This window comes from Arthrobacter sp. W4I7 (genome assembly GCF_030816215.1).
Lineage (GTDB): Bacteria > Actinomycetota > Actinomycetes > Actinomycetales > Micrococcaceae > Arthrobacter > Arthrobacter siccitolerans_A.
Genome location: NZ_JAUSXU010000001.1, coordinates 1,434,793 through 1,449,151, shown reverse-complemented (window position 1 = coordinate 1,449,151; position 14,359 = coordinate 1,434,793). Strand labels below are relative to the sequence as shown.

The 14,359-nt window shown below is 58.3% G+C and carries 9 protein-coding genes and 1 pseudogene; 3 read left to right on the top strand and 7 right to left on the bottom strand.

Annotated elements, in window-relative coordinates; translation table 11 throughout:
• The first annotated feature begins 543 nt into the window (after nucleotides 1-543).
• Nucleotides 544-2,940 (top strand): GH25 family lysozyme, encoded by a 2,397-nt coding sequence (locus QF047_RS06640; protein WP_307275016.1) that lies wholly within the window; start codon nucleotides 544-546, stop codon nucleotides 2,938-2,940.
• A gap of 87 nt (nucleotides 2,941-3,027) precedes the next feature.
• Here QF047_RS06640 and QF047_RS06635 read toward each other — a convergent pair whose 3' ends face one another.
• The 3 genes and pseudogenes from QF047_RS06635 to rfbB all read right to left on the bottom strand — a co-directional run bounded on the left by QF047_RS06635 (nucleotide 3,028) and on the right by rfbB (nucleotide 6,195).
• Complete coding sequence (locus QF047_RS06635) at nucleotides 3,028-3,504, bottom strand: GtrA family protein (protein ID WP_307275015.1); 477 nt, start codon at nucleotides 3,502-3,504, stop codon at nucleotides 3,028-3,030.
• A gap of 285 nt (nucleotides 3,505-3,789) precedes the next feature.
• Nucleotides 3,790-5,200: pseudogene (locus tag QF047_RS06630) on the bottom strand (sugar nucleotide-binding protein).
• Entirely contained in the window at nucleotides 5,197-6,195 is a 999-nt protein-coding gene (gene rfbB / locus QF047_RS06625; RefSeq protein WP_307275013.1) for a dTDP-glucose 4,6-dehydratase, read from the bottom strand. The pseudogene QF047_RS06630 and the gene rfbB overlap by 4 nt, the downstream one beginning before the upstream one ends.
• A gap of 57 nt (nucleotides 6,196-6,252) precedes the next feature.
• Between rfbB and rfbA the strand changes: the two genes are divergently transcribed.
• Together rfbA and QF047_RS06615 are read left to right on the top strand one after the other, a co-directional pair.
• Nucleotides 6,253-7,122, top strand: coding sequence for a glucose-1-phosphate thymidylyltransferase RfbA (gene rfbA, locus QF047_RS06620; RefSeq protein ID WP_307275011.1), 870 nt, complete (start codon nucleotides 6,253-6,255; stop codon nucleotides 7,120-7,122).
• Between the two features lie 116 nt (nucleotides 7,123-7,238).
• Nucleotides 7,239-8,678 (top strand): DUF2142 domain-containing protein, encoded by a 1,440-nt coding sequence (locus QF047_RS06615; protein WP_307281807.1) that lies wholly within the window; start codon nucleotides 7,239-7,241, stop codon nucleotides 8,676-8,678.
• 191 nt (nucleotides 8,679-8,869) lie between these two features.
• Here QF047_RS06615 and QF047_RS06610 read toward each other — a convergent pair whose 3' ends face one another.
• The 4 genes from QF047_RS06610 to QF047_RS06595 all read right to left on the bottom strand — a co-directional run bounded on the left by QF047_RS06610 (nucleotide 8,870) and on the right by QF047_RS06595 (nucleotide 14,288).
• On the bottom strand, nucleotides 8,870-10,825 hold the full coding sequence (locus QF047_RS06610; protein WP_307275009.1) for a hypothetical protein: 1,956 nt from the start codon (nucleotides 10,823-10,825) through the stop codon (nucleotides 8,870-8,872).
• Nucleotides 10,826-10,906: 81 nt separating this feature from the next.
• The gene (locus QF047_RS06605) at nucleotides 10,907-11,335 is read right to left on the bottom strand and encodes a DUF2304 domain-containing protein (RefSeq protein ID WP_307275007.1); all 429 of its coding nucleotides are present in this window, start codon (nucleotides 11,333-11,335) and stop codon (nucleotides 10,907-10,909) included.
• Nucleotides 11,336-11,337: 2 nt separating this feature from the next.
• Nucleotides 11,338-12,096 carry a glycosyltransferase family 2 protein gene (locus tag QF047_RS06600; protein WP_307275005.1) on the bottom strand — a complete coding sequence of 253 codons (759 nt, stop codon included), beginning with the start codon at nucleotides 12,094-12,096 and terminating at the stop codon, nucleotides 11,338-11,340.
• Entirely contained in the window at nucleotides 12,093-14,288 is a 2,196-nt protein-coding gene (locus QF047_RS06595; protein WP_307275003.1) for a hypothetical protein, read from the bottom strand. Before QF047_RS06595 ends, QF047_RS06600 begins: the two co-directional genes overlap by 4 nt.
• Nucleotides 14,289-14,359: the final 71 nt, after the last annotated feature.

Sequence of the window (14,359 nt, the reverse complement as noted above, 5' to 3'; positions counted from 1 at the left end):
ACAACTGCCGCCCCCGGCGGAGGCAGTGCAACTGGCTAAAGCCTAAGGAGCGCACAACATCCCTGCCAAGCCCCAAAGACTGCCTGTGGATAAGCGCAAGATAAGCGCAGGAACACCACCTGCATCATCAGCATCACTGTTTCCAATAGCAACACGGTGCTATGGTGAGCGCGTTAAGTGTCAAATCTCCTGTCCAGCCGGTTCCTGGGGAACCTTCTGGAACAGCAACCAGATGAGGGCTCCTGGGAGCGCCTCGTTGTCTCCGGAGCACATATGAAACGGAACCTGTCTCAGTCCCGTCGCCCAATCATGAAGTCAATCGGGACGGCCCTGTTGGCTGTCTCGTTGCTGATCGGGCCCGGCCTCTCCGGTGTCGCATCCGCAGTGGAGCCGAGTCCCACACCATCGCCGTCCCAGGCTTCCGCGCCTGCAGCCGAGCCGACTGCATCACCCTCGGCCCTAGTCCAACAAAGTCCGGCCGAGACTCTACCAGCGACGGTAGACCCCGAGCCCACCGCCCAGCCGAGTTCCACGCCGCAAACCATGGCGGAGGCCATTGGGCCGGGCGGAGCCGAAATGGGGCAGCGCTCAAAACGAGTGACGGCGTCGTCTTCCTCGGCCGGGATACAGAAACTGAACGCGGAGTCTCTCAGCACCGAGGGTACCTGGATGCCAAGTTTCGGCATCCAGGGATTGGACGTCAGCGCCCACCAGCCGGGGGTGGACTGGCAGCAGCAATGGAATATGGGGGCACGCTTCGCCTACGTAAAGGCATCTGAGGGAAACTACTACACCAACGAGCTCTTCAGTTCGCAATACCAGGGATCCCGCAGCGTCGGCATGATCAGGGGTGCTTACCACTTCGCTATTCCCAACTGGTCCTCCGGAACAGACCAGGCCCGATACTTTGTGCAGAACGGCGGGGGCTGGTCTGCGGACGGATACACCATGCCTCCCGTACTGGACTTTGAATTCAACCCCTATCCAGGCCGAACAATCAACGGCTTCTATTTCGGCAACACCTGCTATGACATGTCGCCGGGCCAGCTCCTGTCCTGGGTGCGCGATTTCGGAAACACCATGCAAGCACTGACCGGCAGGCTCCCGGTGATCTACACCAATACAAGCTGGTGGAACCAATGTCTCGGTAATCCCGCCGGTTTTGGTGACTATCCGCTCTGGGTTGCTTCGTATCCGCTCACCGCCACGAACAATGCGGGTCCTGTCCCCACCTCAAGCTGGAGCACTTACAGCATCTGGCAATACAGCAGTACCGGGCCATTGGCCGGTGACTCCAACGTCTGGAACGGCGATTACCCGTCCCTCCAGCGTTTCGCAGGTGCGACATCCCTCCCCGAACCATCAGAATCCGTCCGTCGCACTGTTGCTCCGGGTGATTTCAATGGAGACGGCAACGCCGACCTAATCCAACGCCGGCCAGACGGAGAACTCTGGTTCTACCCAGGGGACGGTTCGGGCCGATACCTGGCAGGGAGGAAAATTGGTTCCGGCTGGCAGTTGTACGACCGTGTGCTCGGCGTCGGCGACTATAACGGCGATGGTAAGAATGACCTCATTGCACGAAAGTTGGACGGCTCCCTATGGTTCTACGCGGGAACTGGAGCCGTAACGCCTTCAAATGAGGGCTACTCTATGGCCGTCAAGATAGGCGACTACGGGTGGAACGCCTTCACCTCTATCTTGGGTGTGCGGGACTTTGATGGCGACAAAAAGCCAGACCTTCTGGCAAGCACGCCGGACGGGAAGCTGTATCTCTATTCAGGGACGGGGACAGGCAAAACCGGATCCGGACGTCAGATTGACTACGGCTGGAACGTCTTCGATCAGCTGGTGGCGATTCAAGATTTCGACGGAACCGGCACCAGCGACCTCGTCGGCCGCCGTCCGGATGGAACACTTTGGTTTTACTCAAACGCTGGAAACGCAACCCTGACCAACCCACGGCAGATTGGTTCAGGCTGGGGTATCTACAGCGAAATATTAGGCACCGGCGACAGCAACGGTGATTCGATGTCGGATTTCGTGGGCGTCCAGCCCGATGCATCGGTTTACTTCTATGCGGGAACAGCCATGCGGGATCAAGGCTATTCGCCTGCCCGCAAAATTGGCGACTACGGCTGGGATGCCTTCAATTTGCTGGTGGGGACTCCCGACTTCAACGGAGATGGCAAGGGAGACCTGCTGGCAAGAAAACCTGACGGAACGCTGTGGTTCTATCCAGGTAATGGCACCGGGGCGTATGGAACGCCAACCAAGATCGGTAATTACGGCTGGGAAGCTTTCGATTTCCTCGCCGGTGTCGGCGACTTCTCCGGAGACGGCAAAAGTGACCTTGTGGGACGGAAACGTGACGGCACACTTTGGCTGTACCCGGGTACTGGCCGCATAGACGCAGCGAACCAAGGCTATGGCACGCCACAGAAAATTGGCGACTACGGGTGGGAAGCCTTCGACGTCATAACTGGTGCAGGGGATCTCGACAATGACGGCAAGAAGGATATTGTCGCCCGAAAACCAGACGGGTCATTATGGCTGTACCGTGGAACCGGCATCGTGAATTCAACTAATCTCGGATATCTGGGCGCAATTCAAATTGGCGATTACGGATGGGATGCTTTTGATCACTTCTTTGGAAGTGGCGATTTCAATGCAGACCGGAAAAATGATCTTCTCGCACGCAAACCTGATGGGACTGTGTGGTTCTATGCCGGAGACGGGAGTGGCCGTTTCGGTATGGCGAAGCGCATCGCTACAGGATGGAATATTTACGATGTCCTGCTAAGCGGCTCAAACCTCAACTCTGATGCCGTTCCCGATGTGGTTGCCCGGAAGCCTGACGGCTCGCTCTGGGCCTATCTTGGCACTGGCATGCAACCTAACGAGGGATACCTCCCGCGGACCCTCGCGACTGTCTTGTAGTCCGGCATCACCTCCCTGCTCCGAAGGTTTCCCAACCCTGTCCGTCATATTCATGCCCGGAATTGGAAAAGCCGGGATTGAAAGGCGTCAGGAGGCCTCATGTTTGTGGGGCTTCCGTGGACGCTTCGAAGGGGATGTCCCGAAGACCCAGTGGCGGTACAAGAAGAAGTTCCAGACAGTCATAGCTGCAGTGGAGATGACTTTACCGCCCATGTAACCCAGCGCCGTGGGTGTCAGGAGTTCCACCACGATCACACTTGCAACGGTGTTGGCCGCAACGAGCAGGGCATAACGGATCATGCTTACGTGGGTTTTGTGGCCTGATTCGAACGACACTTTCCTTTGCACCACAAAGTTGAAAACGAGACTCGAGAGGAACGCTATCGCAGTTGCCACTCCTACAACCCAACCAAGGGCTTGGTGGAACAGCACCAACAGGCCAAAATCGACTACAAACGAAAGGCCGCCGACAACGAGGTAGCGTACGGCACTGAGGCGGAAGAGGTCCAAGAAGCGGGTGCTCCGTTCAGTTGTTTCCGGCTCGGTTTCCGTCAGTTTGCTCATGGCGTTCCAGTCTTCACGTTTTGAACGGTGTCAGGAGAAACCGTTTCGAGGTATTTATCGCCCGGCAGCGCGTATTTGAGTAACGCTTGCGGCGGGGCGACCCTGGCGAAGTTATCACGTAGACGTGCTAGCGACCTCAACCGTGATGATCCGGAGGACATGCAAGCACAATTTTCTCCACGCCGCCACATTCGCCACAGCACCTTCAGACCCAGATCAGCCCGGATCGCGATAACTTGGATTCTACCCGTGCAGTTGCACGGGCCGTTTGGACCTTCTTAGTGCCTAGCCTTTCGGCCGGATGTATTCCCGCAGCCTCTCGGAGGCTGCCGCGGGTCTAAATCCCGCCTTTACGATCTTGTCCAGGACCAGGACACTGTTCAAAGGCCTGGGTGCCCCTTCCTTAGCCTTAAAATACTGCTCAGTCGACACGCCGGTGACATCCTGCCGGTCTGCTCCGATCAGCTCAAAGACGTCGCGCGCAATATCAGCCCAAGATTGGGGATCACCACCATTTGTCAGGTTGTAGGTACCGTACGGTGCTTGCGTGTCCAAGAGGTGCCTGATTCCAGCCGCAAGGTCTCCTGCAAAAGTCAGGCGACCAATTTGGTCATGGACGACGCTGGGCGTGATTCCCTTCTCCGCGAGGGAAGCCATGGTGCGGACAAAGTTCGGGCCCTCACCGATGACCCAACTGGTTCGAATGATGTAGTGCTTGGGAAGGACGCTGACGACGGCGTCGGCAGCAGCTTTGGTCTGCGCGTAAACGCCCAGCGGGGCCAGCCCTTCGGACTCATCGTGGGAAGGACGGGAACCATCGAAGACATAGTCACTGGATACCTGCACCAGCACGATGCCAGTAGCAACGGCAATTTTTGCAAGCTCGGCTACGGCAGTAACGTTAAGCGCCCAGGCAGCCTGCCGGCCCTCTTCGGTCTCTGCCGCATCCACGTCGGTGTAAGCCGCAGCGTTGATGATGGTGGAGTATTTTTGCCATGCGCGGGTGCGGAACGAGGCAGGGTTCAGGAGGTCGAAGTCAGTGCGGTCTGCAAATTCGACGCTGCCGTCGCCTGAGTAGATCGCACGCAGTGCTTTCCCCAACTGCCCGTCGGCTCCGAGTATGAGGGTGCGTTTCGGTGCCATCGGCGTCACAGAGGCCAAACGTGGGTGCGCCTTGTCCTTCTCGGACACCTCCGCTTGTTCCCAAGGGAATCGGCCACTTGATGCCAACGGTCTCGTCAGCCAGATTTAGGAATGTGTATTCCGCGTCCGCGGACCAGTGGTCACTGACCAGATATACGTATGAAGTGTTGTCCTCAAGAGTCTGGTACGAGTTCGCAACACCACGGGGAATAAAGATCGCCTTTCCGGCATCCAGCTCGGCAGTGAAGACGGAGCCAAAAGTCGGCCCCTCACGCAGGTCCACCCAAGCACCGAAAATGCGGCCCGTGGCAACCGAGACGAACTTATCCCAGGGTTCGGCGTGAATCCCTCGCGTCGTACCGGCCTTGTCGTTGAAGGAGATGTTGTTCTGAACCGGCTTGAAGTCTGGCAACCCAAGGGCCAGCATCTTTTCCCGCTGCCAGTTTTCCTTAAACCATCCTCGGTTGTCCCCATGAACGGGAAGATCAAAAAGCAGCATGCCTGGGATTGGCGTAGTCGAAACGGAAAGCTTTTTCCCGAACTCCATGCCTATTGGCCCTGAACCTTGTATTTCGCTTCAGTGGCCGCTTTTTGCGGGCGCCACCAGTCCTCGTTGTCCCGGTACCAATCGATCGTGTCCTCTATCCCGGAGTCAAAGTTCGAGAACTGTGGTTCCCAGCCCAACTCCTCTCGCAGCTTGGAAGAGTCAATTGCATACCGCAGGTCATGGCCTGGCCGGTCCACCACGTGGTCGTACGCGTCGGATGCTTGGCCCATGTGCTTGAGGATCAGTTCCACAACTTCTTTGTTGTTCTTCTCTCCATCGGCGCCGATCAGATACGTCTCGCCGATTCGACCCTTGGCTATGATGGCCAATACAGCGGAGGAGTGGTCATTCGCGTGGATCCAGTCCCGCACGTTCTCACCCTTGCCGTAGAGCTTGGGACGGATCCCATCAATCACATTGGTGATCTGCCGGGGAATGAACTTCTCCACGTGCTGATACGGGCCGTAGTTGTTCGAACAGTTGCTAATGGTCGCCTGCAGGCCAAAGGACCTCACCCAGGCCCGAACCAGCAGGTCCGAGCCTGCCTTGGTAGAGGAATAGGGGCTGGAGGGGTTATACGGTGTGTTCTCCGAAAACCGTGCCGGGTCATGGAGCTCCAGGTCCCCGTAAACCTCATCCGTGGAGATGTGGTGGAAGCGCTTGTTGTGCTTCCGTGCGGCCTCTATCAGGGTGTAGGTGCCGATGATGTTCGTGTCCAGGAACGGCCGGGGATCATGCAGCGAATTGTCATTGTGGGATTCTGCCGCGTAATGGACAACGACGTCGGCAGCCGCCACCAAGTCTTCAACAAGGGGCTGGTCGCAAATATCTCCCTTGACGAACTGGAAGCGCTCGGCCGGAAGCTTCGCAAGCGATTCCAGGTTTCCCGCGTACGTCATCTTGTCGAGAACGGTCACGTGGTTGTCTGTGGAGGACATGACATAATGGACGAAGTTGGAGCCGATAAAGCCGGCTCCGCCGGTTACTAGAAGTCGCTGCATAGTTTCAAAGGTTACCGGATTTGGATGATGCGCGAGTCGGCAGGAAAGATGAGCTGTATGCGCGGAATCATTCTGGCCGGCGGTACCGGCTCACGTCTCCATCCGATTACTCTGGGCGTCAGCAAACAGCTAATGCCGGTCTTTGACAAGCCGATGATCTACTACCCGCTCTCCACCCTCATCTTGGCGGGCATCAGAGATATCCTAATCATCACCACACCCCACGACGCCGAGCAGTTCCAGCGGCTACTGGGCGACGGCAGCCAGTTCGGCGTGAACCTCACCTACTCGCAGCAGCCTTCCCCCGACGGTCTGGCGCAGGCGTTTGTTCTCGGAGCTGAGCATATCGGCAACGATCCAGTGGCACTTGTCCTTGGCGACAACATCTTCTACGGCCATGGGATGGGCACTCAGCTGCGTCGTTTCGAGAACATCGACGGCGGTGCCGTCTTTGGGTATTGGGTCGCCGACCCTAAGTCCTACGGTGTCGTGGAGTTTGATTCAAGTGGCAAGGCCATCTCCCTTGAGGAGAAGCCGTCGAAGCCCAAGAGCCATTACGCCGTCCCGGGCCTCTACTTCTACGACAACGACGTCGTCGAAATTGCTCGGAACCTCAAACCATCCGCACGGGGCGAACTGGAGATCACCGACGTCAACCGCACGTACCTCGAACGCGAGAAGCTCCACGTTGAGATTCTCCCCCGAGGCACTGCTTGGCTCGATACCGGAACCTTTAACGACCTGAACGACGCATCCAACTTCGTCCGGACGACGGAAAACCGCCAAGGATTGAAGATCGGTGCCCCTGAAGAGATCTCCTGGCGCCTGGGCTTCCTCAGCGACGACGAGCTCCGGGAACGAGCCGAACCCCTGATGAAGAGCGGGTACGGAAGCTACCTCCTCGGACTGCTAGAAAACGGTCGTTGATCCAGCCGAGGGTGCACCGAGGAGAGGTCTTTGACGACCTGGCCACGGAGCGCCAGGTCTGCCCGGTGCAACCGCGCAGAGGACGTCGAACCTTTTGGTGGGCCTTCTTTGTGCTCATGGGACTTTCCAGTGCATGGACCATTGCTAGTCCTCTAATGGGCGTGCCTGACGAACCCGCACACGTCATCAAAGCCGCCGCGGTGGTCAGGGGCGAGCTAACTGGTCGTGAAATGCCTGCCGGCGGTGCTTACCAGCTGGTTACTGTGCCAGCATGGATCGCCTACTACGACACTTTCGGATGTTTCGCCCAAAAGAGGGACACCACCCCTTCCTGCGTCCCGCCGTTCAGTGGTGACGGGAGGGCTCTAGTAGAGGCGCGAACCTCCGCGAGTAACTACAATCCGATCTATTACGCCCTAATTGGGCTGCCGTCGCTTTTGGACGGCGGCGCGGCCGCCGTCTATGGGATGCGGCTGATCAGCGCGTTGATCAGTTGCCTGTTCCTGGCGTCTGCTTTTTCCGCACTCTCGCAGCTGCGGAGGCGAAAATGGGCTCTAACTGCGACATCAGCGGCGATGACCCCGATGGTTCTGTTCCTTAACGGTGCCGTCAATCCAAATTCCCTTGAGTACACAACCTCTGCTGCCCTGCTGGCTAATCTTGTGCTGCTGCTGCAGCGTTCAGGTGACCCGCAAGCCTATTGGCGCCTTGTCCCAACCATCACCGCATCAGCTTGCGTGCTGGCCAACACCAAGGGCCTGTCCCTGCTCTGGCTGGCGCTCATGGTTGTCACCGCCGGAATTCTTGGCTCATGGCCACAGCTCAAGGCCCTGAGCCGCAATGCTTGGGTGTGGGTCGGAACCGTCGTGATTGGGTTCTCCTGCACTTTCGCGCTTTATTGGCTTACGCACCATCACAGTCTTTCCAGTAATCCTTTTGAAGGTGCAGGGTCCTCCCCCTTAACCGGGGCCGAAATTATGGTGGACCGGACTTTTGATTACGCCACGGGATATGTGGGACAGTTTGGCTGGCTGGAGGTGCCAGCACCAATGGGTGCATATGTTCTCTGGCTGGGACTCGGCGTAGCGCTCGTGATGGCCGCCGTGGTCTTGGCCCGAGGCCGTGGCCGGACCGCAACCATCTTCCTGCTCGCCGTTCTACTGCTGCTTCCGCCGCTGCTTCAGGCCCAAGCTGTTGAGTCGATCGGAATTGTCTGGCAGGGCCGATACATCCTGGCAGTCTTCGTTCCATTGCTGATGGTTTGTGGCTTGGCGCTGGATCGCATGAATTCGCAGGGATTCTCCCCGCAGGCCGCAGGTCTCCTCAAAGCAACGGTCATCCTCCTTGCCGTCTTCCACTTCTGGACCTTCATGCAAACTCTCCGGCGCTATGTGACCGGCTGGACGTTGGACCGTCGCTGGATTGAGATGATCACCCATCCCTCATGGCAGCCGCCTGGCGGAATGCTGTTGTGCACGGCCGGGTTCACCGCGATAATTGCCCTCGCAGTGTGGCTTCTCTTTCGTGGAATCCTGCTGGAGCGCCGGTCAAATTGAAGGGTAGCTGCATTCATTGAGGCTTTGGGCGGGGCGTGCAAAGGGACAGCCTCGCTTGGAGCTAACACGTAGCGTGTATTCACCAAACCGCTACGTTCAAAACGAGAGGGCCTGGTAAGGCGGCTGCACCCGCCTACCGCACTCAGCTCCACAACAGACTCCTTGGTCGATGGTGTCACCGGACGCTGCGGTCAACGCACGGCATAGACGTAGGACGGTTTTCCCTGCCACTGAAGTTCAGAATCCAAGCTCAAGCATGCTGCGTCCAGGGGCTGCGAAGAGACTATCTTGTCGAGGCTCTGCCAGGCGCTCTTGAGTTCACAAGGATCAACGGTGACGCCGACGGCATCGAAGTCGTTGGTCCAAAAAGACGTCGGCTGGCCGGGTGCCCAGGAGAAGAAAATGTAGCCTCCCCCTCGGTTCCACTTGCTAGCGAAGGCGGAATCTGGATCCAGCTTTTGCCATGCCACCACGTCTGGTCCAGAACGTTGGAGGCCCGAGAGGGAGGGCATGCCGTTAGTTAGCAGCAAAGTGTTCAGCGCCGGGCTGTCGGCTGCCCACAGCCTTCCTTCTGCCCGCGCCGCCGCTGCCTGCGCACCCACTGCCTTAGCAGTATCCGAAGCTCGCAGATCCCCCAGGCCGGCGAGTATGGGATTTGCCCGGACCATGGGAAGAGCCGCCAGCAGCATGCAAAGTATCAAAGGCCACCGCCGCTGCGGATACTTCGTGATCACAGCAACCGCCAATCCAACCCCGGCCGCGGCAAGAATAATCAGTCCGGTTGAAATCGAGGGCAGGTCCGATGCCTTTAGCAGCGATGCCGCGTACGCCGTAGCCAGTGCACACCCGCCGCCGGCCAGCAGCGGTATGCGCCAGGAGGCAGGTGGGGACCAGCGGCTCAATAGTAGGCCAATGAGTATTACCGCGAGCACGCCCACCACCTGGGCCGCACGTGGCGGCGTGACGAGGTTGAGTAAGGGCAATTTCTGACTCTTGGGACCAAGGCCCGTGCTGATCCAGACGATCCATAATAGCGACCACGTTCCGAATGTCCATTCGATAACGTTATTCCGGAAGGTAAGCCTCCATTGCGCTGCGAGGAGGATGACAATGATCCACACGAAGAACACGGTGAACGACGACGACAATTCGCTCGCGTTGATACCTACAGGCTCGTCGAACTGCAGCGGGCCGAGAGCTGGAGCCCCGAGAACACGGCCGAGGGGCTGGGGTTCCGCTTCCGCCCGACGGGAGCCCGGATAAACAGTGTTTAGAAGGGCCTCCAGTCCCTCCCTGTTCTCCAGGAGAGTCCCAACGCCAAAGACTAGGGCTGTGCCCCCAGTAATGAGGATGGATTTCAGCCGGGGTGCCCAGGCGCAGGGCCGAAGAAGTATCCACAACGTGGAACCGATCAGGACCGGGAGTCCGAGCAGGAGGGACCATGGGGCATAGAAGCTTGGGAGTCCCGCAATCAGGATGCCTCCCACGACTGCGATAACACCTGGTATGAGGCGCTGGCCTTGTTGAAAGCGCTGGAAGGCAGCGATCATCAGCACGCAACCGGCCAATGTGTAGGCGATCAGTGCAACCGGCATCAAGGACCACCACGCGCTCGAGGGCGAAACTAAAATCAGGATGGCCGCGAACCAGCCGTAACGGCGCGAGCGGCCGAGCTGGTGGAACCAGGTCGGCATGGCTAGAAGCAGGATCAGTGAGGGAAGCCACCAGTGCGCGGCAAATAGCATGTCCTCAGGGATGATCGCGGATGCATGGAGCATGGTCGAGTCAAAAAAGACAAACTGCTCAAAGAAGCCGTCGGTGGGGAACCTATGGACCAAGTCAGCCCTCGCAGCGAGCGGGCTGAGGGCCGGGGCGCCGTGAGTTGCAAGAATGGAAATGACGATAGCCGAAAATGCGTGAATCTCATCGGACCGAATTGGCCGGGACGGGCCCAACTGCCAGCCAAGTGGGTTGTCGGGATCCTGTCGTAGGTCCGAAATGCCAATATTCGACGTCGTGATCCCGAATAGAACGAACGACAGAAATACCAGCACTACAATCAGGCGCGCCAAACGGTCATTGGTACAAACCCAGCGCTGGACTCTGCCACCAGCTTCGGCAACAGGCGTGCCAAATTGTATTTTCAAGAAAGTTTCCTCCAAGCACTCCACACCACTATGCACGTACACAAGCGTGATGGTGTGAGGCCAATAGGTCAGACCGATCCTTCAGGGTGAATCAGCGGGCTGGTGTCCGTGCAATTCTGGAGTGGCCGGTGTACGGCTTGCATTGCTGGCTGCCGACGACAGAGCTTCCACCTTCCGCTCCAACTCCTCCAACCGGGCGCGTCCAATTGCAGTTTCTTCGGACAGCGTGCGCGCTTCTTCTTCAAGAACGGACACTTCCCAGGACAGGTGTAATGCGACACCCGTGAGGAAGATGATGCCCATAGCAAAGAGGAGATTGGACGGGACCTGCACACCGATCAGGGAGCTGATCCCGCGCAGCATGCCGGGAATTGCAGTGAGCACCAGGCAGGCCATGCCGACAAATAGCCACAGAAACGCGTACTTTTCGCGTAGGCCCCTACCGCGGAGCAAGAACACAACGCTACCCAGGACAAGCAAGGAGAAGATGAGGGCTGCAATGCTTTCCACGGTCAGAAGTCGCTTTCGTGAGAGGAGGGCGCTTTGCCCCGGGTCATGGCAAAAAAGAGTGCCATCAGCGACCGGACCAGATAGATGGCAGACTTCGCGGGATTGTGGCTGGGCTGTCCGCCCTGCCTCGGCCGCATCTCGACTCCGGTTTGTGAGACGATGCACCCGGATCTGATCGCTACCACAAGTGAGTCTATGGTGTCGCCCAGGTACTCGGCGGGATAATGCTTCAGGTACTGGGCAATGGCGTGGGTATTACCCGCGCGGAACCCGGAAGTCACATCTGTAAGCTCAGTGCCGGCCATCCTGGAAATGACAGCCGCGAGCAGGCGCATCGCCCATTTCCGTGGGCCTCTCACGCTGTACTGTCCCTTGTCGGCAAACCGGGCGCCGATCGAAATGTCGGAGTAAGCGAGGCCTTCGACTACGGAGGGAATATCCCTTGGGTCGTGCTGCCCGTCCGCGTCCACCTGGACTACGGCGTCATAGCCCATTCGATGTGCGTATTTAAAGCCCGCCCGCATCGCACCTCCCACGCCAAGGTTGAAGGGCAGCCGAAGGACATGTGCCCCGGCCGCCTCAGCCAGTTCCGGCGTCCCGTCGTCGGATCCGTCGTCGACGACGAGGACGTTGTAGTTCCGGCCCAGATCAATGACTTCGTGGACAGTGTTACCGATACAATCCCGCTCGTTCCATGCCGGCATGATCACCAGGACTTTGGTCGCGGCTGGAAAACGCGCATTGTTCCTGACTACTGTCATGCTGTTACTCGATCCCTCTCGTGAACTTGTTCCGGCTGCCCCCGCGTGCCCGGGCGTCTGCGCCGCAGGGACAGCAGGCTCCAAACAATCATTCCAGCGACTGCCACGGCCCACACTGGAATCCCGAGACGCCAACCAGGCGGTTCGAAGCTGACTGTGATGAGCTTTCCTTGAGCGTCCGAGGGGATCTGCAGACCGAGCAGATATCCGCCGAGAGGCTGTTCCATCAATTTTGCACCCTCAACACTGTATCCCGGCCAGGGCAGCCGGCTCAGGGCTACGCTGCCACCACTTTCCGGGACCTCGTCTACCTTTAGGACGACCTTCGTGTCATCCCTCGAAACCTCGGTAACTTGCGTTCCTTGCTGGCTCCAGGTCACTCCGCCGGCCGGTCCGAGCGGAATGTCCCGGCTCCAGAGGACGGTGCCGTCCGTATCGGCTGCTACGTGCCAACCTTCCGGAACAGCAGGGATACCCCGGGGACCACTCAGTGACTTCTTGAGAATCTGCACATTGTCAATGTGTAGTTCGTCTACCAGGAGCAGGCCTGTCTCCGCACGGCGTTCAAAGAGCGTCGTTGCCAACTCGGGGCACGTGCCTCCGAGGTAGCGGAGACACAAGAGCTCATTGAATTTTGCGAAGCCCACCAACTGGTATCGGTTCATAACCCTCGCGTCGCTGAGGTACCAGGCATTTGCCAGAAGGGTTTGCTCCCATGTCTTCTTCTCCTGGGGGTAGTCCAGGGGGTCACCGACCACCAACACATCATTCTGGACGCCCTGCAGCACACCCTTGTAAGTAGAAACATCTGCTGGCTGGTTAGCGATGGAGAGGCTGCTCCTGGTGGTCGTGGCGTGCTGGAGCAGAGTGGTCCCGGCAGTAACCAGCAGGGCTCCGATGGCGAGGACCGACATGGCGCTCCAGCCGAATCGACCCCACCTATATGACTTTGCTTCTGATTGATTCAGTAGCCACCAGAGCGCCGCGAGCGCAGCGACAACCCCGAGAGCTGTGACAAAAATTACCGGGAATCTTGCTGGGACTTGTGCCCATGCGACGTAAGCTCCGAGCGCAACCAGGCTGACCCCGAAGTAAAGTGCAGGGCGCCCAATGAACGGTCGCCGGGCTCTTGCTACCGACACGATCACGAGTATCACGGCTCCCATGGCAACGTACGGCATAAAGCGCGCGGGGTACCGCAGGGGCCCGATCACCGTGGGCAAAAGCACGAAGGCGACGGCTGCTGCCAGGAAGAAGAAGAGGTCGCGCAGTTCGGGAGCAAGGTTCTTAAAGCGGCTCCAGCTCACAAAGGCAATAGCGGGCAAGAACCACGCTATATAGGCTGCCGGGCTTGTGGCGCTAGTACCGGCCCACCACCATGACAACAGCATGGGATACGCGGTGGCTATTGGGGCCATAAGCAGGCTATTGAAATCCATGCTCATGAAGTCATCGTTCCAGATCGCGGACGAGCCGCGGAACGTAACGGCCGCCGTGAGGACCCCGGGCAGAAAGACCACGACCGCCACAAGAGCGATGGAAACGCCGGCCATTGCAATTCTGATGGCGGGAACCCAGGCTCTACGGATGAGCGTTTCAATCCCCACCGCAAGCAAAATGAAACTGATCGCCAAGGTGCCAGCCACATAGCCAACAGTGACGATTAGATAGCCAGTGATAAAGGCCCAGAACGGATTCCGCTTACCGCCCATGAGTTTCCTAAGCTCACTCCAGAAAAACGGGAATATGGCCCAAACGAGTGCCCCAGTAACCCATGAGGGCGCATCGAAGTACATTGTAAAGCCGTTGAGTGGGACAGCTATACCTGCGATGAATGCCCACTGGGGCGCAACCGAGTAACTTTTGGCGAGCTGGAAAGTGCCCATGCCCGCAGCTAGGAGCATTCCGATCTTCATTCCCGTGGCGAGGATGACCGTGCTTGGGCTCATGTAGGCCAGCAGCCCGAAAAGCATGACCAAAGGATTCCAGGTACCCCATTGCCCCTCAGCTATGTAGTTGCCGCTGGACCAGACGGACGGATTCAGGACCGGCACTCTCCCCTGGAAGAGGCTTTCACCGAGGTGATACCACACTCCATAGGCACCATTTTCGGTGTCGTCCTGGAAGTAGTAGCGGCGGTAGAACACAAGCGGAATTAGGCTCAGAACCAGCACCGAGCCAGCTGTAAGCAATAGCCATTTCCTGTAGCTCGAAGATGACGATAAGGAAGGCTGCAATTCACGATCCGTTCAGTTTTGGGCAT

Coding starts and splice junctions, on each gene's coding strand:
- QF047_RS06640 (WP_307275016.1), top strand. CDS start 544: ATGGCGGAGGCCATTGGGCCGGGCGGAGCCGAAATGGGGCAGCGCTCA.
- QF047_RS06635 (WP_307275015.1), bottom strand. CDS start 3,504: ATGAGCAAACTGACGGAAACCGAGCCGGAAACAACTGAACGGAGCACC.
- rfbB (WP_307275013.1), bottom strand. CDS start 6,195: ATGCAGCGACTTCTAGTAACCGGCGGAGCCGGCTTTATCGGCTCCAAC.
- rfbA (WP_307275011.1), top strand. CDS start 6,253: ATGCGCGGAATCATTCTGGCCGGCGGTACCGGCTCACGTCTCCATCCG.
- QF047_RS06615 (WP_307281807.1), top strand. CDS start 7,239: ATGGGACTTTCCAGTGCATGGACCATTGCTAGTCCTCTAATGGGCGTG.
- QF047_RS06600 (WP_307275005.1), bottom strand. CDS start 12,096: ATGACAGTAGTCAGGAACAATGCGCGTTTTCCAGCCGCGACCAAAGTC.